This window comes from Rhizobium sp. M10 (assembly GCF_002531955.1).
In the GTDB taxonomy this organism is placed as follows: Bacteria; Pseudomonadota; Alphaproteobacteria; order Rhizobiales; family Rhizobiaceae; genus Rhizobium; species Rhizobium etli_C.
In genome coordinates, this window is sequence record NZ_NWTA01000010.1 from 71032 (window position 1) to 90102 (window position 19071).

22 protein-coding genes and 2 tRNA genes are annotated in these 19071 nt (G+C 60.2%); 15 read left to right on the forward strand and 9 right to left on the reverse strand.

The features are described from left to right. Nucleotides 1-2: 2 nt before the first annotated feature. Nucleotides 3-1271: a glycerate kinase gene (locus tag CO671_RS17745; RefSeq protein WP_097607020.1), complete on the reverse strand. Its 1269-nt coding sequence runs from the start codon at nucleotides 1269-1271 to the stop codon at nucleotides 3-5. 193 nt (nucleotides 1272-1464) lie between these two features. Here CO671_RS17745 and CO671_RS17750 point away from each other — a divergent pair, with 193 nt between their 5' ends. Together CO671_RS17750 and CO671_RS17755 are read left to right on the forward strand one after the other, a co-directional pair. Next, nucleotides 1465-1764 carry a DUF6074 family protein gene (locus CO671_RS17750; protein ID WP_097579066.1) on the forward strand — a complete coding sequence of 100 codons (300 nt, stop codon included), beginning with the start codon at nucleotides 1465-1467 and terminating at the stop codon, nucleotides 1762-1764. A 159-nt stretch (nucleotides 1765-1923) separates the two neighbouring features. Beyond that, nucleotides 1924-2328 (forward strand): low affinity iron permease family protein, encoded by a 405-nt coding sequence (locus CO671_RS17755; protein WP_010031618.1) that lies wholly within the window; start codon nucleotides 1924-1926, stop codon nucleotides 2326-2328. A gap of 11 nt (nucleotides 2329-2339) precedes the next feature. Here the strand turns inward: CO671_RS17755 and CO671_RS17760 are convergent, their stop codons facing one another. From CO671_RS17760 to CO671_RS17775, 4 genes are all read right to left on the reverse strand, one after another. Then, nucleotides 2340-2693: a low affinity iron permease family protein gene (locus tag CO671_RS17760; protein ID WP_010031619.1), complete on the reverse strand. Its 354-nt coding sequence runs from the start codon at nucleotides 2691-2693 to the stop codon at nucleotides 2340-2342. 266 nt (nucleotides 2694-2959) lie between these two features. Further along, nucleotides 2960-3880 carry a hypothetical protein gene (locus CO671_RS17765; protein ID WP_097607021.1) on the reverse strand — a complete coding sequence of 307 codons (921 nt, stop codon included), beginning with the start codon at nucleotides 3878-3880 and terminating at the stop codon, nucleotides 2960-2962. Nucleotides 3881-4075: 195 nt separating this feature from the next. After that, nucleotides 4076-4345, reverse strand: a complete 270-nt coding sequence (locus tag CO671_RS17770) for a hypothetical protein (protein ID WP_097607022.1) — start codon at nucleotides 4343-4345, stop codon at nucleotides 4076-4078. Beyond that, a complete protein-coding gene (locus tag CO671_RS17775; protein WP_245424991.1) occupies nucleotides 4342-4551 on the reverse strand; it encodes a hypothetical protein in 210 nt (69 codons plus the stop codon). The genes CO671_RS17770 and CO671_RS17775 overlap by 4 nt, the downstream gene beginning before the upstream one ends. 307 nt (nucleotides 4552-4858) lie before the next feature. Here CO671_RS17775 and CO671_RS34225 point away from each other — a divergent pair, with 307 nt between their 5' ends. The 3 genes from CO671_RS34225 (at nucleotide 4859) to CO671_RS34230 (ending at nucleotide 6066) form a co-directional block, all read left to right on the forward strand. Then, nucleotides 4859-5038, forward strand: coding sequence for a hypothetical protein (locus tag CO671_RS34225; RefSeq protein ID WP_097607024.1), 180 nt, complete (start codon nucleotides 4859-4861; stop codon nucleotides 5036-5038). Nucleotides 5039-5171: 133 nt separating this feature from the next. Next, nucleotides 5172-5375 carry a CsbD family protein gene (locus CO671_RS17785; RefSeq protein WP_097607025.1) on the forward strand — a complete coding sequence of 68 codons (204 nt, stop codon included), beginning with the start codon at nucleotides 5172-5174 and terminating at the stop codon, nucleotides 5373-5375. A gap of 388 nt (nucleotides 5376-5763) precedes the next feature. Further along, nucleotides 5764-6066 (forward strand): hypothetical protein, encoded by a 303-nt coding sequence (locus CO671_RS34230; protein ID WP_097607026.1) that lies wholly within the window; start codon nucleotides 5764-5766, stop codon nucleotides 6064-6066. Between the two features lie 120 nt (nucleotides 6067-6186). Here the strand turns inward: CO671_RS34230 and CO671_RS17795 are convergent. After that, nucleotides 6187-6261 (reverse strand) — tRNA-Asn (locus tag CO671_RS17795). A 117-nt stretch (nucleotides 6262-6378) separates the two neighbouring features. Between CO671_RS17795 and CO671_RS17800 the strand changes: the two genes are divergently transcribed. Continuing rightward, on the forward strand, nucleotides 6379-6696 hold the full coding sequence (locus tag CO671_RS17800; RefSeq protein WP_097607131.1) for a PGPGW domain-containing protein: 318 nt from the start codon (nucleotides 6379-6381) through the stop codon (nucleotides 6694-6696). A gap of 96 nt (nucleotides 6697-6792) precedes the next feature. Next, a complete protein-coding gene (locus CO671_RS17805) occupies nucleotides 6793-7080 on the forward strand; it encodes a hypothetical protein (protein ID WP_010029244.1) in 288 nt (95 codons plus the stop codon). A gap of 54 nt (nucleotides 7081-7134) precedes the next feature. Here CO671_RS17805 and CO671_RS17810 read toward each other — a convergent pair whose 3' ends face one another. After that, nucleotides 7135-7473 carry a KTSC domain-containing protein gene (locus CO671_RS17810; protein WP_009995503.1) on the reverse strand — a complete coding sequence of 113 codons (339 nt, stop codon included), beginning with the start codon at nucleotides 7471-7473 and terminating at the stop codon, nucleotides 7135-7137. Between the two features lie 258 nt (nucleotides 7474-7731). Between CO671_RS17810 and CO671_RS17815 the strand changes: the two genes are divergently transcribed. The 7 genes from CO671_RS17815 (at nucleotide 7732) to exoR (ending at nucleotide 16305) form a co-directional block, all read left to right on the forward strand. After that, a tRNA-Cys gene (locus CO671_RS17815) sits at nucleotides 7732-7805 on the forward strand. 464 nt (nucleotides 7806-8269) lie between these two features. Further along, complete coding sequence (locus tag CO671_RS17820; protein ID WP_170964999.1) at nucleotides 8270-8935, forward strand: protein-L-isoaspartate O-methyltransferase; 666 nt, start codon at nucleotides 8270-8272, stop codon at nucleotides 8933-8935. A 364-nt stretch (nucleotides 8936-9299) separates the two neighbouring features. After that, nucleotides 9300-10157 (forward strand): DUF2497 domain-containing protein, encoded by an 858-nt coding sequence (locus CO671_RS17825; protein ID WP_097607027.1) that lies wholly within the window; start codon nucleotides 9300-9302, stop codon nucleotides 10155-10157. Nucleotides 10158-10274: 117 nt separating this feature from the next. Beyond that, nucleotides 10275-13118: a valine--tRNA ligase gene (locus CO671_RS17830; RefSeq protein WP_097607028.1), complete on the forward strand. Its 2844-nt coding sequence runs from the start codon at nucleotides 10275-10277 to the stop codon at nucleotides 13116-13118. Between the two features lie 401 nt (nucleotides 13119-13519). Next, nucleotides 13520-14785: an OmpP1/FadL family transporter gene (locus tag CO671_RS17835; RefSeq protein ID WP_010030378.1), complete on the forward strand. Its 1266-nt coding sequence runs from the start codon at nucleotides 13520-13522 to the stop codon at nucleotides 14783-14785. Between the two features lie 238 nt (nucleotides 14786-15023). Then, the gene (locus CO671_RS17840) at nucleotides 15024-15488 is read left to right on the forward strand and encodes a hypothetical protein (protein WP_097607029.1); all 465 of its coding nucleotides are present in this window, start codon (nucleotides 15024-15026) and stop codon (nucleotides 15486-15488) included. Nucleotides 15489-15507: 19 nt separating this feature from the next. Further along, on the forward strand, nucleotides 15508-16305 hold the full coding sequence (gene exoR, locus CO671_RS17845; protein WP_097607030.1) for an exopolysaccharide production regulator ExoR: 798 nt from the start codon (nucleotides 15508-15510) through the stop codon (nucleotides 16303-16305). A gap of 61 nt (nucleotides 16306-16366) precedes the next feature. Here exoR and xth read toward each other — a convergent pair whose 3' ends face one another. Together xth and erpA are read right to left on the reverse strand one after the other, a co-directional pair. Continuing rightward, complete coding sequence (gene xth, locus CO671_RS17850; protein WP_010031084.1) at nucleotides 16367-17158, reverse strand: exodeoxyribonuclease III; 792 nt, start codon at nucleotides 17156-17158, stop codon at nucleotides 16367-16369. 125 nt (nucleotides 17159-17283) lie between these two features. After that, the gene (erpA, locus tag CO671_RS17855; RefSeq protein WP_009996185.1) at nucleotides 17284-17616 is read right to left on the reverse strand and encodes an iron-sulfur cluster insertion protein ErpA; all 333 of its coding nucleotides are present in this window, start codon (nucleotides 17614-17616) and stop codon (nucleotides 17284-17286) included. Between the two features lie 220 nt (nucleotides 17617-17836). Here erpA and CO671_RS17860 point away from each other — a divergent pair, with 220 nt between their 5' ends. Further along, entirely contained in the window at nucleotides 17837-19054 is a 1218-nt protein-coding gene (locus CO671_RS17860) for a deoxyguanosinetriphosphate triphosphohydrolase (RefSeq protein ID WP_097607031.1), read from the forward strand. Nucleotides 19055-19071: the final 17 nt, after the last annotated feature.

Here is a 19071-nt window from a genome sequence, read left to right on the forward strand (position 1 = left end):
TTTCAAGCGATCAGGATGGCCCTGAAGTCATTGACGTTGGTTCCGGTCGGGCCGGTTTCGAAGAGATCGCCGACGGCGGCAAAGCCCGAATAGCTGTCATTGCCGTCGAGCAGCCGGCGCGCATCGAGACCGGCGGCGCGAAGGCGCTTGATCGTTCCGCCATCGGCAAAGGCGCCGGCATTGTCCTCCGAACCGTCGATGCCGTCCGTGTCGGCGGCGAGGACATGAATGCCCTGCTGTCCGTCGATCGCCAGCGCCATGGCGAGCGCGAATTCGCCGTTGCGCCCGCCCTTGCCGCCCTTGGCCCGCAGCGTCACCGTCGTCTCGCCGCCGGAGAGGATAACGACCGGCTTCGAAAAAGGCCTGTTCCGGCCGAGCACCTCGCGGGCGATCGCCGCATGCACCAGCGCCACATCGCGCGATTCACCTTCGATCGCATCCGAAAGGATCGCCGGTTCGATCCCTTGCGATTTGGCCAGGGCGGCAGCAGCCTCCAGCGATACGCCGGCCGAGGCAATGATGTGGTGCTCGTGCCGTGAAAACACCGGATCATCCGGCCGCGGCGCATCGGCCTTCGGCGAGTTCAGATGATCGAGGGCGGCCTGCGGCAGCTGCAAACCGTATTGCCTGATGATCTCGAGGGCCTCGTGCCGTGTCGACCCGTCAGGCACCGTCGGCCCGGAGGCGACATGGGCGGGATTGTCGCCCGGAATATCGGAAACGATCAGGCTGACGACCCTCGCCTTCGTCGCCGCCGCAAGTCTCCCGCCCTTGATGGTGGAGAGATGCTTGCGCACGACATTCATCGCCGAGATCGGCGCGCCCGAAGCAAGCAGCATTTCGTTGAGTGCGATCTCGTCTTCAAGGGTCAGCCCCTCCGGTGGGGCGGGGAGCAGTGCCGAGCCGCCGCCGCAGATCAGGGCTATCAGCAGATCGTCTTCCGTCAGCCGGTTCACCGTTTCCATCAATCGCCTTGCGGCAGCAAGTCCCGCGGCATCGGGCACCGGGTGGGCCGCCTCGATGATCTCGGTGTGGCGGGTGTCGCAGCCATAGCCGTATCGGGTGACCACCAGTCCCTCGAGCGGCCCGTCCCAGACGCTTTCGAGCGCCTGCGCCATCTGCGCCGCGCCCTTGCCGGCGCCGATCACCACGGTTCTGCCTTTCGGCTTCTCCGGCAGGCGGGCCTTTATGCCGGTCAGTGGATCGGCGGCGCGAACCGCCGCATCGAACAGGCTTTTCAGGAAATCGCGGGGGGCGGCGGTTATGGTCATCCTTGGTCTCTGCTGGCTGAGGTGTCGATCACGGCGGGGACTGTCGGCGCAACGGTGGGCCGCCGTCAAGGTCGAAGACGAGGCGATTTGACCCGTGCGACGCCAAGTCTTGCCGTCGAACCAGGCGAACGAATAGAAAGCATTAACCATCGTCCCGTAGACAACACATAGGATCAAAGGAAACCTGTGTTCGATGGCCACTGAAATGACCCGCCGCCCTGCCGCCTCTCATGAAGGCAAGGTTATTGCCTTTCCCTCCGGAACCGGAATTGCCAATATCGAGCGCTGCGCCCGCGAACTCGGCCGGCGTCATGGTGCGGACGCGATCGAATTCTGGAAGGCCGAATGCCGCAGGCTGGCCGACCAGCTGTTGGCCGCGGGCATCGCGGAGAGCGACGTCGGTCAGCAGGTGCTGGAGTTTCAGCAAGATGTGCAGATCGAGCTCGTCCTTAGCCATCAAAAGCGGGCGGTCGCCAAATCTCAGAAACGCTGATGCATGCCGCCCGAAAACCGCAGTGCGCCTGAGCGGCAAGCTGGCGGATCGAGGTTGCCGTCGTCGTCTGGATCGACCGCGAGGGCATAAGGAACTTCCGCGCAGATGTGGAGTTGATGTTGTCGATTGACAGCATTGACGCTGCGGGAGCCTTCGCAAATGTCCAACAAATCCAACTTCTTCTCTTCCTTCGCAACCACCGTCGCCGAGCTGTCGGGAAGGCCGTTCACCTTTATCGCGGCCCTGATGCTCGTGCTTGTCTGGGCGGTTTCCGGACCCTTTTTCGACTATTCCGAAACTTGGCAGCTGGTGATCAACACGACGACCACGATCATTACCTTCCTCATGGTGTTTGTGTTGCAGAACAGCCAGAACCGCGACGGAAAGGCTCTGCAGGCCAAGCTTGATGAGCTTATTCTGACGAGCCAGGCCGCCAATAAGTTTGTCGGCATCGAAAAGCTGGACGAGGGCGAACTCAGGGAAATGAGCAAGACCCTTGCTGACAAGGCCGAATGCGTCGAGGAGAAAGCGGAGGAAAAATCCGCCGCAGAGACGTCATTTTAAATGATCGCTGTTCAGGCCCGCTCCTGCGAAATCTGGTCTTGGTGTTGCTGGCGCATGCCTTCAATGGCGTCGGCGTCTTTCTTTTCGGCCGCAATCCAGTGATTTCCCGCCTCGCTCGATCGGATCAGTTCGTCGAGCTTGGTGTGAAGCGCCTTCATGTCCCGATTTTGAGAGTGTTGCAGCAGCAGCAAAAGAAAGAATGTGATGAGTGTTGCGGCCATGTTGGTCAGCAAAAACCACTGTCGTGGAAACGAAAAGCTCAGGCCGACGGCCGTCCACGTGACAGCCAATGCGATCAGCGCGACCGGGATCGCACGATGCCCTGTCCAGGAGAGATCAGAAATCTGTCGAAAGCGCCAACGCATACGGCTCTCCACAGGCCCTGCAGGAGAAGATGGCGCAGGTCGGAGCAGTGTCCATTGCTTCTGAAGGGTCGTTTTTTGCAGACGTTACGAAAAAGCCGCTGCACGCTTGTGTCCTGCAAGGTCGAAACCAATCGGCCATATGCCAACACAGTGCGAAATCGAGCCGCTTCATCAAGGCGTCGGGCCGATCGCCGCCAGTCAGCGTCAGCCGGTATGCCGTAAACGGGGGCGTAGCGTTGCGCTCGCGCCCCCGTTCGATTCGATCTTTAGACCCGGGACTTGACGATGAGATCTTCCTCGTCGTCGCGTTGCGATCCCCCGAGAGCCGCGGCCGCAGCGGCGATGAAAGCGCCGACCAGAAGCGACAATGATCCGAGCAAGGCGGTGGTGGAGGCGGCCTTGCGTGCCTCATCGGCAGCCTTCTGCGTGGCGACCTTGGCGTCGTCGATACGCTTCAGCACCGTGTCGACGCGGGCGCGCGCATCGGCTTCGGAAAGACCGGTCCGCGCAGAGACGATGGTGGCAAGATAGGCCTTGTCGTCATCGGGAATTTGCCCCTCCGCGGCGCCGTTGAGAAGGATGCGGGAGACTTCCGATGTTGCCGCAGCATCGTTTTCTGGCGCTGCCGCACGCGCCTGATCAGGACGCAGCAAGGCGTCGGTAAAATAGGCGGTGGAGAGATCCAGGGGCGATGTTGCCGATGACGCCGCTGCCGTGCCGGCGGCAGCGGCAGTCGAGCCGACGGCTTGCGCGGCCGATCCTACCGCCTGCGCGCCGGCGCCGGCGAGCGATGTCAGCGACGAGGCAAGGAATCCGGCGACAAAGATCGTCGCCAGAGCCCAGCTGATGAAGCCATGGGCGGTGTCACGGAAGAAAACCTCATCGGTGTGGACGGCCGCCCATTTTGTGCGCAGGCGGCCGGTAACGTAGCCCCCGAGTGCGGAGGAGAGCCATTGCACGACCACGAGCCAGATCGCTGCCGTGATGCCAAGTGTGCCGAGCGAACTGCTTTGCCCCGACCAGGGCGACACCATCGTCAACCCAAGCCCGGATCCCAGAAGCAGAAGGATGAGGGTCACCCCGATGGCGGCGGCCGCGCCGCCAAAGATAGGTCCCCATGTCATGGCCGATTTGGAAGATTCAACCGGAGCAGCAACCTCTCCGGAACCTGTCATTGAGACCGACATGATCCGCTCCTATCGCATAAACAAAGCCAGAAGAATGATGATAGGCAGTGGGACACCGAGCAGCCAAAGTAGAATACCGCGACCCATGAGAGACCTCCTGTCAAAGTCGACGTTACGTGGTTGATGCCACACAACTTTTCTGCACGGTGTTTGTTCCCGGCCGACGCCGGAGCGGCTGCGAAACGCGCGGTCTCTTCAATCGCGGGGCAGCATCTGAAGGAACAGCAGATTGCCGGAACGGTTGTCGCATCGCTGGCATTTGAGGCGCTTGGCGAGCTCCGCAAGAGACAGGTCCTGGCCACAGCGCCGGGCAAGGTCCCGCCGCTCGATAAGCGTTTGGCGCCGGCATGCGCGGCAACGGGCGTAAATGACGAACCACTGCGGTAAGGTCCTCAGCGTTACCTTGTCGATTTCGACAGCATGGTGATCAGGGGGGGCCAGCCCGATGCCGCGACGATGTTTCATAGCCCTTCGACATCGGTTGTCCGCTCAGCTGTCACGCCGCGGCTCATTCCCTTGTCGCCAAGGGCAAGCTGAAGTCGTAGATGACGGCAATCCAGCAGCAGCGTCGTCATGGCGGCACGAATGTCCCCATTGTGAAAAGCGACGACTGCGTCGACTTCTCCTCTCAGCGCTTCTTCTGCCAGTTTTTCAGCTGTCTGCGGACGCACGACCTCGATCTCCTTTAGAACTCCAACCAGGTTTTTATCTGCCGCCGCGCTGATGTTCCTATTATGTTCTGGTTGTCCTTCGAGTCAAGCAGGACTCGCGATGCAGCCGCCAATAGCGACGGCTCGCACGCAATGTCTAACGGACGGAGAGAATCTGCGCGGCTGGAACTAACGTCGGTTGAGAGAGCGCCTATATCTTTAGGCGCAGGATGATTTGGACGCGGCGATGAGCTCTGGAAAACTCTCCTCTTGTTCCTGGGGGAAAGCTCTCGCGGTTGGGGTCACAGCGGAAATGGGAGAAACATTGATGAACAGATTTCGGGCATTTGCAGTCGCCGGAGCAATCACTCTTGCCGCCATTGCCTCCGCCTGCTCGACGCCACCGAATTCCTATGGCTCGGCGTCCGGATATCAACCGGGAGACTCGATGAACCCGGCCTGTGCCGACGGTTTCCGACCTGGCGACGGCCGTTCGTGCAGCTATTAGCGCCAGTACAGGTTCCAAATGCCAGTCCTGACCTGTGGACGAATGTCGATCCTGCAATGGTTGGCAGCCCGACGAAGCGGAACACTTATCGTTCGCCTCCGTTCCTCTATTCTGACGATAGGAGGAAATAACCATGGATTGGAACCGCGTCGAAGGTAACTGGAAGCAGGTGAAAGGCAAGGTCAAGGAGCAGTGGGGCAAGCTGACCGACGATGACCTTGATGTCATCGATGGTAAGCGCGATCAGCTCGAAGGCAAGATCCAAGAGCGCTACGGCTACGAGAAAGACCGTGCCAAGAAAGATATCGATGACTGGTGTAGTCGCCAGACTTGGTAATCGGCATGCACCGGGCAGGGGACTCCGTCGGTCTTCGGTCCGGTGATTTTCCGCGCCTATCCAAAAGGCATATCTCGACGTTCAAACTTGCTGGGGCCTGCCCCGTTCCGCGACTGCGGTGAGCGCCGAACCCAAAAAAAGCCCCGCCGAGACGGGGCAAGTTCTGACAAACGAATCACACGGAGGAACACCGTGCAATCCTACTGTTTTAACGAAAGGGCGCCTGCAAGGTTCCGGTCTCGGACTGAGGATCTTTGCTACTCCCACCAGTGATAGTTGGGACCTGCATCGCGCCGGCCGATCTCTTTCTGGAAAGTCCACGGCGGAGAGCCGTTCATGTTAGGTTAATGCCTATTAACCCAGACTCGCGGGCTGAAAGGATGCGCCGATGAACAAGCTTTTCCCCGCAGTCGCAGCGACAGTCTTGGCTGCATGTTTCGCCCTGCCGCTAAACGCCACTCCGATCGCAGTGCCAAAAGCGGTAGCTATGCACACCGCCGATGTCGAGCAGGTCAAACACCGTCGTCATGGTAATGGACATGCGTACGGCCACTGGAAGAAACGCCGGTACGCTCACCGTGACTGCCGGTACTACGACTCTTGCTACCGTCCGCGGTATCGCGACTATTACGGTTATCGCGACTATTACCCCCGCCGTCGGTCAGGTGTGAGTGTGTATTTCAATTTTTAGTTGGCAGTGCCCGGGCCACTTGAGCCGTCGGCGCGAATGCCGGCGGTCTAAAACGGAGGGAAAGTGGGAAAAAAGCGCCTACTTTCGGATTTTTCAACAAAAAGGCGCTTACTTGAAAAATGGCTCCCCGGGCCGGATTCGAACCGGCGACCTGTCGATTAACAGTCGAATGCTCTACCGCTGAGCTACCAGGGATCACTGCTTGGCGCGGTGTGAGTGGGCTAATACAAATGCTTGCCCGATTTGCCAAGCGGTTTTTTCAAAAAAATGAAATGAACTTGTATTTGGGTGGCCTATGCCCATCTCTGGGAAATGACAAATAGGGATGATCTCCGGGACAGCAAGGGCAGCGAGAAGCGCAGGGTGCAGGCACGGCGCTTCGGCATCGATCACGCAAGCCACAGGCTTATGCTCGGCTCCTTCAGCATCGGTATGCCGCGTTCGCGCATCGGGCGGATGGCAATCGGCATGGCGCTCGTCTTGTGCGGCTTGCTGGGCTTTCTTCCGATCCTCGGTTTTTGGATGCTGCCGCTCGGCCTCTTGGTGCTCTCGCATGATCTTCCCATAGCGCGCCGGCTTCGGCGCCGGCTGGCCGTCTGGTGGCACAGGCGGCGTGGGCCGGCCGGGTGACGGCCCTCGCCGCAGAGCTCCGCGGAACTGTGGATCGCCTTTTGCATTCGTGATTTATGGAGCTCCAAGCGCGCCACGATCGTCCGGGGTGAGGTAATGAAGGTGTTCTTGATTGTCGTCCTGTCAGCGGCGGCGTTTCTTTCGGCAAGCTCCGCCGGAGCCCAGCCCGTCGACAGCCGCGGATTTGATGCCAGCGGTATCTGCCGCCGTCCGGAAGGCTGCGTCATCGACCAAGGCCAGGGCGGCGGCTATAGCGGGCCTCGCAACTATCGCAATTTTAACGGCCGCAATGAGCGCGACGGCGAGAACGACCGTGGCCGGGATGATCGCCGCTACCGCTCCCGGAGCAGGACCTCGCTTGCGACGGTCAGCATCGTTGCCTGATTGCGCCCTGTAGCCTGCCGGAATCGAGACGCATGGATCCGGGCGCATGCGGTTCTAATTCGATCTCAGTTGGCTTTCCTCGAAAATCACGTCATGGCCCGGATCGAGGTCGGTTGCCATCAACAGGCTGCAGGCGGCCAGAAGCAGAACGAGCTTCAGTCCGTAGGAGACCATCGAGATCGGCCCTCGACGAGCCGGCGAGACGCGCGATGGCGCGATATAGTACTGGTAATAGAAATGGGGATCGTTCGTTTCCAGCAGGTTCTGATAGACATGCGGCGGAATGTCGGCATGTCGTACCGCCGCGGAACCGGAGAACTTTACGCGGAGATCGCCGGTTTCGGCATTATACGCCGCACGTCCCTGATTTGACTTGAGGGCAGCCCATTTCATACAGCAGCTCCTATACCCTCCCGGGGCGGAAGATGGCGGGTAGGCGTTCGAAGTCAAGTTAAGAGTTGGTTCAAATGCTGTGGTTGGTGCGAAACAGGGCGTGATCGCCGAGAGTAAATTTCAGCCCGGGCGGGGCCTGGCCCGGATGGAAAATGGTCTTCTCGGCGGCCGCGGAATGGCGTTTTTCCAAAATGCCCTCTTGCGATTTCCTTACGATCATTCTAAACGCTCGCCACGGCTCAGATGATGAGCGCGTGAGGCCTCGTGGCGGAGTGGTGACGCAGAGGACTGCAAATCCTTGTACCCCGGTTCAATTCCGGGCGAGGCCTCCAATATCTCCCCACCGCTGATAAATGATTGCGAAACCTCGATAATTTCGAGACGAACGCGCGTCGCTCGCTCTTATTTTCAAGCGGCGTGCGCAGCCCGCCTCCGCCCGCATGAGATTGTGGCCGGCGCCATCAGAGCCATGCCGGAGCGCGCGCTCCTCAGGTCGCTTCACCGTCCAGCAGCCCGCAGCATAAGATGCCGATGAGCGTTGCGAGGATGAAAAAATCGAACAGCGTGAGATATTCGAAAATCGCAGACATGGCCTGCTCCTCCTATTTCCTCCGCTGCAAATCATACCATGAAGGGGCAAGGGATTCCACGTTTGGGCTGCAGCGTCTTGTCCCTGCTGTGGCGCGAAAGAGGCGTCCGCCGGATTCTTCTCGCCGACCGCAGCCAAGCCTTGAAAGCATCCGTGTCGGGGATTAAGAGACGGGGGACAGGAACCGCTTTTCAAGAGCGAGAGGACATGATGGATTTCGAAGCAGCGCGCGCAAAGATGGTCGACAACCAGGTTCGCACGACGGACGTTACCTCGCATACCGTGCTGACGGCGTTTCTCACGGTGCCGCGTGAGGCTTTCGTGCCGGAGAAGGCAAAGCTCCTGGCCTATGTCGACAACGACGTCGAGATCTCCGCTGCCGCACCGGGCAAGCCGGCCCGCTTCCTGATGGAGGCTTCGCCACTCGCCAAGCTGCTGCAACTGGCGGCCATCAGCAAGGATGATTTCGTTCTCGAAGTCGGCTGCGGCACCGGTTACACATCGGCGCTGCTGTCGATCATCGCCGGCTCCGTCATCGCGCTCGAATGCGACGAGGCGCTGGCCGCCGAGGCGAAGGCAAAGCTTGCCGGCTACGGCAAGGTGGAAGTCGTGACCGGCCCGCTCGAAAAGGGCTACGCTGCCGGCGCTCCCTATGATCTGATCTTCATCAATGGCGCGGTCGAGGAAGTTCCGGCCGCTCTTCTCGGTCAATTGCGCGATGGCGGCCGTCTGGTCACGGTCGAAGGTCATGGCAATGCAGCCCGCGCCAAGGTCTTCGTCGCCGAGCGCGGCGCCATTTCGGAGAATGTCTTCTTCAACGCTTCGGTCAAGCCGCTGCCGGGTTTCGCCAAGGCGCGCGAATTCGTTTTCTGACGCTGTTTTCCGCGGCGAATTTCAGCGACGGGCGCCGATGGCGCCCGTTTTTATTGCGCGCCGCGTGTCTTTTCAGGCGTGCAAAGGACGCCGTGACAGTTTGAATCGACGCATCCGCCCTCAAGATCGATTCCGATTTCCGGGCGGATTCGTTCGCGCTGCCGGAAACCCTTCACAAACATCATTTATCCTGACGCCTTGGCCGCGAATTGCCGACGGCAATCATTGGGTAACAAAACTGTGCATGGCCGCATTCATTTGATTCGCGATGATTTTTTTCACGTCTGGGGTATTCTAAGGTCGTGGTGATTCGGATGAACGCTCCACACCATCCGGTCGTTGTTTTGGGATAACGGGGATAGATATGGCTCAGCCAAGTGTAGCGCGTGAACCGTCCATGGAAGAAATTCTGGCGTCCATCCGCCAGATCATCGAAAGCAATGAACCCGGTGCCGGCAAGGCGATTTCCGCATCCCTGCCGCCGGTTTACGGCGCCGATGAGGACGTAAACGGCTCCGAGATCCATCTGACGGTCGATGACACCTATGCCGGCGTGGAGTTTCCCGAACCGGCCATGCGCTCTTCCGATCCGCGTTTTGTCGCCGCCAATTCCGCCGGTACTGCCCCCGAGACCGAAGCGCCGGCTCGCGCGCTGTCGCTTGCCGATGTCGCCGCCCGTGTGCGTGCCGCTTCCGAGCGCAGCGCCGTGCAGGCCGGCCAGGCCCTGCGCGAAATTCCGAGCGGCTTCCGCCAGCCCGAACCGCAGCCCACCGTAATGCCGGAACCGCCGCGCGCCGCAGCCCCGCAGCCGCAGCCGGCACAGTCTGTTTTCCCGGCCGCCGCCGCACCCGTTCCCCCTGTTGCGCCCCCGCAGCCAACCGAGCCGGCATTTGTCGAAACGCCGCGGGTCGCCGTCGCCGCCGTCGAACCGCCGCCGCCGGCTTTGGAACCCGCTGGTTCGTCGACCGAGCGTTTTCTGCCGAGCGTCGTCGAGGAGGTCCAGCCGACGCTGCTTTCGGAAGATGCCGGCCTGCAGATCAGCCGCTCCTTCGAGGAGCTTGCCGCGGCGATCGACGGTGCGGAACGCCGCTCGCTGGACGAAATCGCCGAGGATATGTTGCGCCCGATGCTGCGCGAATGGCTTGATGATAATCTGCCGACGCTGGTCGAGCGCTTGGTGCGCGAGGAAATCGAACGCGTGGCGCGCGGCCCGCGCCGCTGATCGGATTGCTTTTTCCTGGAAAAGCCGCTCCGGTCTCCGGGGCGGCTTTTTTATTGACTTGGCCGTGGCCATCCTATTTACAAACGCCCATCCTCGAACCTCGAAATTGGTCAGAAAATGCTCGACAAGACCTATGATTCCGCTGCCGTCGAACCGAAAATCGCCGCCAAATGGGATGAAGCGGATGCCTTCCGTGCCGGCACGAACGCCAAGCCCGGGGCCGAGACCTTCAGTATCGTGATCCCGCCGCCGAACGTCACCGGTTCGCTGCACATGGGGCACGCACTGAACAACACGCTGCAGGACATCCTGGTGCGCTTCGAGCGCATGCGCGGCAAGGACGTGCTCTGGCAGCCGGGCATGGATCACGCCGGCATCGCCACCCAGATGGTCGTCGAGCGCAAGCTGATGGAACAGCAGTTGCCGGGCCGCCGTGAAATGGGCCGCGAAGCCTTCATCGACAAGATCTGGGAGTGGAAGGCCGAATCGGGCGGCCTGATCTTCAACCAGCTGAAGCGCCTGGGCGCGTCCTGCGACTGGTCCCGCGAACGCTTCACCATGGATGAAGGACTGTCACAGGCGGTTCTCGAGGTTTTCGTCACGCTCTATAAGGAGGGCCTGATCTACAAGGACAAGCGCCTCGTCAATTGGGACCCCAAGCTGCTGACGGCGATCTCCGACATGGAGGTCGAGCAGCACGAGGTGAAAGGCCATCTCTGGCATCTGCGTTATCCCCTTGAGCCGGGTGTCACTTATCAATACCCGGTTGCTTTCGACGAGGAAGGCAAGCCGACCGAATTCGAGACGCGTGACTATATCGTCGTCGCGACGACGCGGCCGGAAACGATGCTCGGCGATACCGGCGTTGCCGTGAACCCCGAAGACGAGCGTTACAAACCGATCGTCGGCAAACATGTCATCCTGCCGATCGTCGGCCGCAAGATTCCGATCGTCACCGATTCCTATGCGGATCCGACGGCCGGCACGGGCGCGGTGAAGGTCACACCGGCCCATGATTTCAATGACTTCGACGTCGGCAAGCGCGCCAAGCTGCGCGCCATCAACGTCATGAACGTCGACGGCACCATTGCAATCAAGGACAATGAGGATTTCCTCGAGGGCCTCGACAATCCGGCCGCACTCCACGGCGCCTGGGACCGCCTGGAAGGGCAGGACCGTTTCTATGCGCGCAAGGTCATCGTCGAGATCTTCGAAGAGGCCGGCCTCCTCGACAAGATCGAACCGCATAAGCATATGGTCCCGCATGGCGACCGAGGCGGCGTGCCGATCGAGCCGCGGCTGACGGAACAATGGTTTGTCGACAACAAGACATTGGGGCAGCCCGCCCTGGATTCCGTTCGCGAGGGAAGAACGCGGTTTATTCCCAGGAATTGGGAAAACACCTATTTCAACTGGCTGGAGAACATCGAGCCGTGGTGCATTTCGCGCCAGCTCTGGTGGGGGCATCAGATTCCCGCATGGTATGGTCCCGACGGTCAGGTCTTTGTCGAAAGGACCGAGGAAGAGGCGCTGCAGGCGGCGATTCAGCATTACCTCTCGCACGAAGGGCCGATGAAGGCCTATGTCGAGGACCTGCTCGAAAACTTCAAGCCCGGCGAAATCCTGACGCGTGACGAGGACGTGCTCGACACCTGGTTCTCTTCTGCGCTCTGGCCTTTCTCGACGCTCGGCTGGCCCGAGCAGACGCCGGAACTTGCACGCTATTATCCGACGAATGTTCTGGTCACCGGATTCGATATTATCCCGTTCTGGGTGGTTCGCATGATGCAGATGGGTCTGCATTTCATGAAGGACGACAATGGCGATCCCGTCGAACCCTTCCATACCGTCTACATTCACGCGCTGGTGCGCGACAAGAACGGGCAGAAGATGTCGAAGTCGAAAGGCAACGTCATCGACCCCCTGGAACTGATCGACGAATACGGCGCCGACGCGCTGCGCTTCACCCTGGCGATCATGGCGGCACAGGGCCGCGACGTGAAGCTCGATCCGGCCCGCATCGCCGGCTACCGCAATTTCGGCACCAAGCTCTGGAACGCCACGCGCTTTGCCGAGATGAACGGCGCCAGGAGCGACCCGCATTTCGTGCCGGAGGCGGCCGAACTCACCATCAACCGCTGGATCCTGACGGAGCTTGCCCGTACGGAACGTGACGTAACGGAAGCGCTTGAAGCCTTCCGCTTCAACGATGCCGCCGGCGCGCTCTACCGTTTCGTCTGGAACGAGGTCTGCGACTGGTATCTCGAGCTGCTGAAGCCGGTCTTCAACGGTGAGGATGCGGGCGCCAAGGCCGAAGCCCAGGCCTGCAGCGCCTATATCCTCGAAGAGATCTACAAGCTGCTGCATCCCTTCATGCCTTTCATGACGGAAGAGCTCTGGGCGCATACGGCAGGCGAGGGCAAAGAGCGCGACACGCTGGTCTGCCATGCCGAATGGCCGGCGCCCTCCTATGCCGATGACGCCGCGGCCGACGAGATCAACTGGCTGATCGACCTCGTCTCCGGCATCCGCTCGGTGCGCGCCGAAATGAACGTGCCGCCATCGGCGACAGCGCCGCTTGTCGTCGTCAAGGCCAACAACCTGACGCGCGAAAGGCTGTTCCGCCACGACGCTGCCATCAAGCGGCTCGCGCGTGTCGAGGCGATATCGCTGGCCGACGATGCGCCGAAGGGAGCAGCTCAGATCGTCGTCGCCGAGGCCACCATCTGCCTGCCGCTCGGCAATCTGATTGACCTCTCCGCCGAAAAGGCGCGTCTCGAAAAGGCGATTGCCAAGATGGAAGGCGAAATGTCGCGCATCGACGGCAAGCTCTCCAACGAGAAGTTCGTCGCCAATGCCAATCCCGAAGTGGTCGAGGCTGAGCGCGAGCGTTTAGAGGAACTGAAGGGTCAGATGGCGAGCCTGAAGATCGCCCTTTCCAGGGTGAGCGAAGCCGGATAAGTTTCGTCGCCCATTTTGGTAAGTTATTTCAAAGACGCGCCCGGTCTCGGGCGCGTCTTTTGTCGTTCGGGGCGCCCACGTGATTCGGTCCTGAAAGCGGCTGATTTCAGGCGCTCAGCCTGTGGATTGTGGCTCTACCGGCATCCGGCGGGCGAAAACTGCCACTGTTGTCGGATTGATACAGCTTCCGCAATGTTTGGAATGAAAACCCAAAAGCTCCACGAAAAAGCAATAACTCTGGAATAAAATTTTATTAACCAGATTTTTTGACGTGTCCGTCAATTTCTTTACGTAAGTTGGCCACTGCAATGCCCGGGAGCGCTGCCGTGGGGCGCGTTGCCATGTCAGGCGAACACTTACTAGAGTGGCGTCACATCAATTGCTGGAGTGGGGGAGACACAATGGCATCGCGTAGGTTTTCCAAGGGCGTAACGTCGCTCGTTCTTCTTTCGTCGCTTGCATCGCCGGCCTTCGCCGGCGGTCTGGAGCGCGGCGGCTACAATATCGATCAGCTGTTCGATACGTCGCCTTTCTCGTTTCAGTCGGGTGTGATCTACGTCACCCCGCAGCGCAGGCTGAAGGACGTCCGTGACACGAATACCTCCGTCTTAACTGGGGGTGGCAATCTCAACACCCGTTCGGACACCGCCGACGAGACGGCGAATTACACTATTCCTTATATCGGCTTCAAAGCCGGCTTCGCCGATACGATCGACTGCCTTGTCGACTATTCCGAGCCCTTCGGCGGGCATTCCGATCCCGGTTTGAACTGGGCTGGCGCCAACAATAATATCGAGACGGAGATCAAAACCCGCAACTATGGCGGCACTTGCTCCTATCGTTTTGACGTCGGACCGGGACAGCTTCGCTTCATTGGCGGCGGCTTCTATCAGGAAGTCGAGGGCTTCAAGGAACGTCTGGTTTCCACACTTCCGCTTCTGCTCGGCACCGGCACCGGCATTGGCCGCCTCGATCTCGACGATAGCGGCTGGGGCTGGCGCGCCGGTCTGGCTTACGAGATTCCGGAATATGCGATGCGCGCGAGCCTCGTCTACAACAGCCGCGTCAAGTACGACAACCTGACCGGCACTGTTGATCTCCGTCAGGTTCCAGTTGTGCCGACATATGGAGGTCTGGTCACACCGGTTTTCGGTTCCGCCGAAGCGCCTGATTCGCTTGAACTGAAACTGCAGAGCGGCATCGCTCCGGATTGGCTCGCCTTCGGATCGGTCAAGTGGACGAACTGGAGCGTCCTCCAGTCCGTGGCTTTCTGCCCGAAATCGACAAAGGGCCTGGCCGCCTGCACAGCGGGCGGCGCTACGGAACTCACTTCGCTCGACCTTCTCTATCGTGACGGCTGGACCATCTCCGGCGGCGTGGGCCACAAGTTCAACGATCAGTGGGCCGGCGCGGTCAGCCTGACATGGGACCGCGGCACCAGCCACGGTTATGGCGCCCAGACGGACAGCTGGACGCTGGGTGTCGGCGCAGCCTATACGCCGACCGAACATATCGAATGGCGCATCGCCGGCGCCGTGGGTCTGTTGACGAGCGGTTCGTCGGGCGTTGTGACCCAGGGCGGCGTCACATATGGAGAGGACGTCTCCTATTCCTTTGGCAACGATCTGGTCACTGCACTGTCGACGAGCCTAAAGGTTAAGTTCTAATACTCCGGTTTGAAGAATTGAGAGCCCGGCCCTGCCGGGCTCTTCTATTTTGGCGCCCGTTAATCATACTTATTCATACTATTCCCGCGCCGAATTTGTGACGATTCAGCAACACTTTTTTACGACGGTTGGCATATGGTGGCGGCGGGGCGATTTTGTCTATTTCCCGCCACAAAGAGGGCGCAGCGCTATTGGCAGGCGACGAGACGGCAGACTGAAGGTGCGTGTAAAGAGTAGCATGGGTCGATTTTTTTCCGGCAACAACAGATCATGCGACGCGATTGGCGACAGTCGTTCGATTGCGGCCGTTTCGCTTTTTGAACGAGGCTGTTCCGGCCGCAGATCCGACCTTGCAATGAAGTTGTCGATTCATCCAATGCCGGTTTTTTCGACCCGCGCGCCTGAGCGGCGCTGCTTTGGCGGAGAAGCCGATACTGGTTTCGTCACATTTGCTGTTTACGAAAGCAATAAGGGCAGGAAGGCGGATGCCGCGCCTGCCAAAGGAATGCCAGGCAGATTGCAGTCGGGCCATGCCGGGAGCCGGGTGGTTCTAGATGACATGCTGAAAATTCGGCCTTTCGGAAAAGGCCAATGGGCTGGATGCGACGCGGGCAAAGGAGCCATGGAGCTCGCCGCGGGATCGCTCGCCTCGAATGAATACATCCACGGTCTGCCCGGCGCCGGCGCCGGCTGCCTGCGATGAACGAAAGAAATCGGTTGAAATGGTAACGTCCGAGTTCAAATTGTTCAAATTCATGCTGATGGGTTTAGGGATCGCGCTGGCAATGTCCGGCCCGGTTCGCGCTTTCGACATCAAAAGCGACGTCAGCAAGGAGTCCGGTCCTTTCGACCTCTTCAAGTTCGGCTTCAAGGCCTATAAAAACGGACAGAAGGAGGAGGCGGTCGAAGCTTACAAATACGCCGCCGAAAAAGGTCATACCGGTTCGCGCTGGGCGCTCGCCAATATGTATGCCGACGGCGACGGCGTGACCCAGGATGATTTCGAAGCCTTCAAGATCTACAGTGAGATTGCCCAGCAGGGTGTCGAACCCGGCTCGGAAGACACCGGCTTCTTCGTCAACGCGCTTCTCTCGCTCGCCAATTACTACAAGCACGGCATATCGGGCAGCCCGGTCAAGATCGATCTCACCCAGGCCCGCCAGCTTTATTTCCAGGTGGCCTCCACCTTTGGCGTTCCCGAGGCGCAGTTCCAGCTGGCGCAGATGATGCTGGCCGGCGAGGGCGGCAATGCCAGCCCGCAGCAGGCGAAGAAGTGGTTGAACCAGGCGCGCAAGAGCGGCCATCCCGGCGCCATGGCGGTTTTCGGAAATATTCTTTTCGACGAAGGCCAGACGGCCCGCGGTCTCGCGCTGATGACCGCCGCTCTCGATCGCTGCAAGCCGAAAGACTGCGGCTGGATGGAAGCGCTGCAGGAGCAGGCTTTCTCGGTTTCGAACGAGGCCGACCGGCGCACAGCGGTATCGCTGTCGCACGCCATCGCGAGCGGCTCCGACGACTGAAGCCTGCCATGCAGCGCCTTGTCGCGCGTTCGCAATGACGCGGTGCTATGGGCTGCGGATGTCAGGCCGCAAAATCGAAATAGGCGACGACAGGCACGTGGTCGGACGGCTTTTCCCAGGCCCGCACATGTTTTTCGATTGCCGCCGATGTCATTCGGTCGGCAGCCTCCGGCGATAGCAGCAGGTGGTCGATGCGGATGCCGTTATTCTTTGGCCACGCACCCGCCTGATAGTCCCAGAATGAATAGAGCCGCGTCGCATCGGTCGTCGCGCGCACCGCATCGGTCAGCCCGAGATTTTCGAGCCTGCGGAATGCCTCCCGCGTCTGCGGCAGAAACAGCGCATCGCTTTCCCAGACCTTGGGGTCGAAGCAGTCGTGCGGCTCGGGGATGACGTTGTAATCGCCGGCGAGTACCAGAATCTCCTCATAGGCGAGGCGCTCGGCCGCAAACATCCGCAGCCGCTCCATCCAGGCGAGCTTGTAGGGATATTTCTCCGTGTCGACCGGATTGCCGTTCGGCAGATAGATGCAGCAGACGCGCAGAATGCGCGTGTCCGGCAGTGTGAACACCGCCTCGAGGAAACGGGATTGTTCGTCCAGCGCATCACCGGGCAGGCCGCGGTTGACTTCGGAAGGCGAAGTCTTGGAGAGGATCGCCACGCCGTTGAAGCCCTTCTGGCCGTGCGTCTCGACGTGATAGCCGAGCGCCTCGATCTCCAGCCTGGGAAAGCCTTCGTCGATCGTCTTGATCTCCTGCAGGCAGACGATATCGGGATCGGAATCCTTGAGCCATTGCGTCAGATTGTCGATGCGCGCCTTGACGCCGTTGATGTTCCAAGTCGCGATCTTCATCTCTTCGTCCTGTTTCGCTGCGTGCGCTTCTTTTATCGTGGTCTTTCACAACAGGACAAGACGATAAACCGGCCGGAAGCGCTTCTTCGGCCGGTTCGTTCGCACAGCGAAATGTTTCTGGATGGTCAGATCGAGAAGCTGGTGCCGCAGCCGCAGCTTGCCACCGCATTCGGGTTCTTGATCTGGAAGGATTGACCAAGCAGATTGTCGACGAAGTCGATCTCCGAGCCCGCCATATAGACGAGCGACAGGCTGTCGATCAGCACTTTCGCGTCGTTCTTTTCGACGATGATGTCATCGTCGCCCGCGCTGTCGGCAAGGTCGAACTTATAGGAAAAGCCCGAACAGCCGCCGCCTTCGACCGAAACGCGCAACGCGCTCTTGCCGGCCTCCGCGCCGATGATCGCGGCGATACGCTTTGCCGCGGCATCTGAAAGGGTTACACTCGTATCCGTCATGTTTCCTCCTGCCGGGGTCAAGATCCGGAGAGAATGGGTTTTGGCACTGAAATGTTCAAATGCCTGATATCAAAAGAACTTACCATGATCTTCGCAAAAAGGCCATGATGTGCGAAACGGTCGGCGGGCGCCTCTTTGTCGTTTCGTCGGGCTATAGGTATGAACAGGGCAAAGCGGCGTCAATGGGCAGATGCGGCAACAGGCAGAATGACGGTGAAGAATGACGGTTGACAGGCGGGCTTTGGGTTTCGGCAACAGCGAAAGGGCGGTCTATGCGGCGGACCCCTGGACGACGCGCGGGCGCCTCTACCAGGAGGATGAAAGTCCGACGCGATCCGATTTTCAGCGCGACCGCGACCGCATCGTCCATACGACGGCCTTCCGCCGGCTGAAGCACAAGACCCAGGTCTTCATCGCCCAGGATGGCGATCACTACCGCACCCGGCTGACGCATACGATCGAGGTGGCGCAGATCGCCCGCGCGCTCGCCCGCGCCCTGAAACTCGACGAGGATCTGGCCGAGGGCGTGGCGCTCGTGCACGACTTCGGCCACACGCCGTTCGGCCATACCGGCGAGGACGCATTGCACGAGGTGCTGCTGCCCTATGGCGGCTTCGACCACAATGCCCAATCGCTGCGCATCGTGACCAAGCTGGAGCGCCGTTATGCCGAATTCGACGGCATCAACCTGACGTGGGAAAGTCTTGAAGGCCTCGTCAAGCACAATGGTCCGCTGCTGACGCCGGATGGTGTCGGCACACGCGGCCCGGTTCCGCAGCCGATCCTCGATTATTGCGAACTGCACGATCTCGAGCTTGCAACCTACGCCAGCCTTGAGGCCCAGGTCGCGGCGATTGCCGACGATATCGCCTATAATACCCACGATATCGATGACGGCCTGCGCTCCGGCTACCTGACTTTCGACATGCTGGAGGAAATCCCGTTTCTGGCCGGGCTGATGGCCGAGGTGAGGGCGCGATACCCGCATCTGGAGCCGAGCCGCTTCACTCACGAGATCATGCGCCGGCAGATCACCCGTATGGTCGAAGACGTGATCGGTGTCGCGCAGCAGCGTCTTTCACTTCTTCGCCCTGAGAGCGCAGGTGACATTCGCGCTGCCGACCGGGTTATCGCCACCTTCTCCGACGCGATGGCCGAAACCGACAGGCAAATCAAGGCGATGCTCTTCAAACGCATCTACCGCAATCCCGATATCATGCGTATCCGCGCCGGCGCCGCCCAGATCGTTACCGATCTTTTCGGCGCCTACATGGCCAGCCCCAAGGAGATGCAAAGCCATTATTGGGTCGATCATATCGCCGGCCTCGCCGATGCGCCGAAGGCTCGTCATGTCGGCGACTATTTGGCCGGCATGACCGACACCTATGCAATCAGTGCCCACAGGCGATTGTTTGACCACACTCCGGATTTGCGATAGGCAGCGGTCGCCCGCCG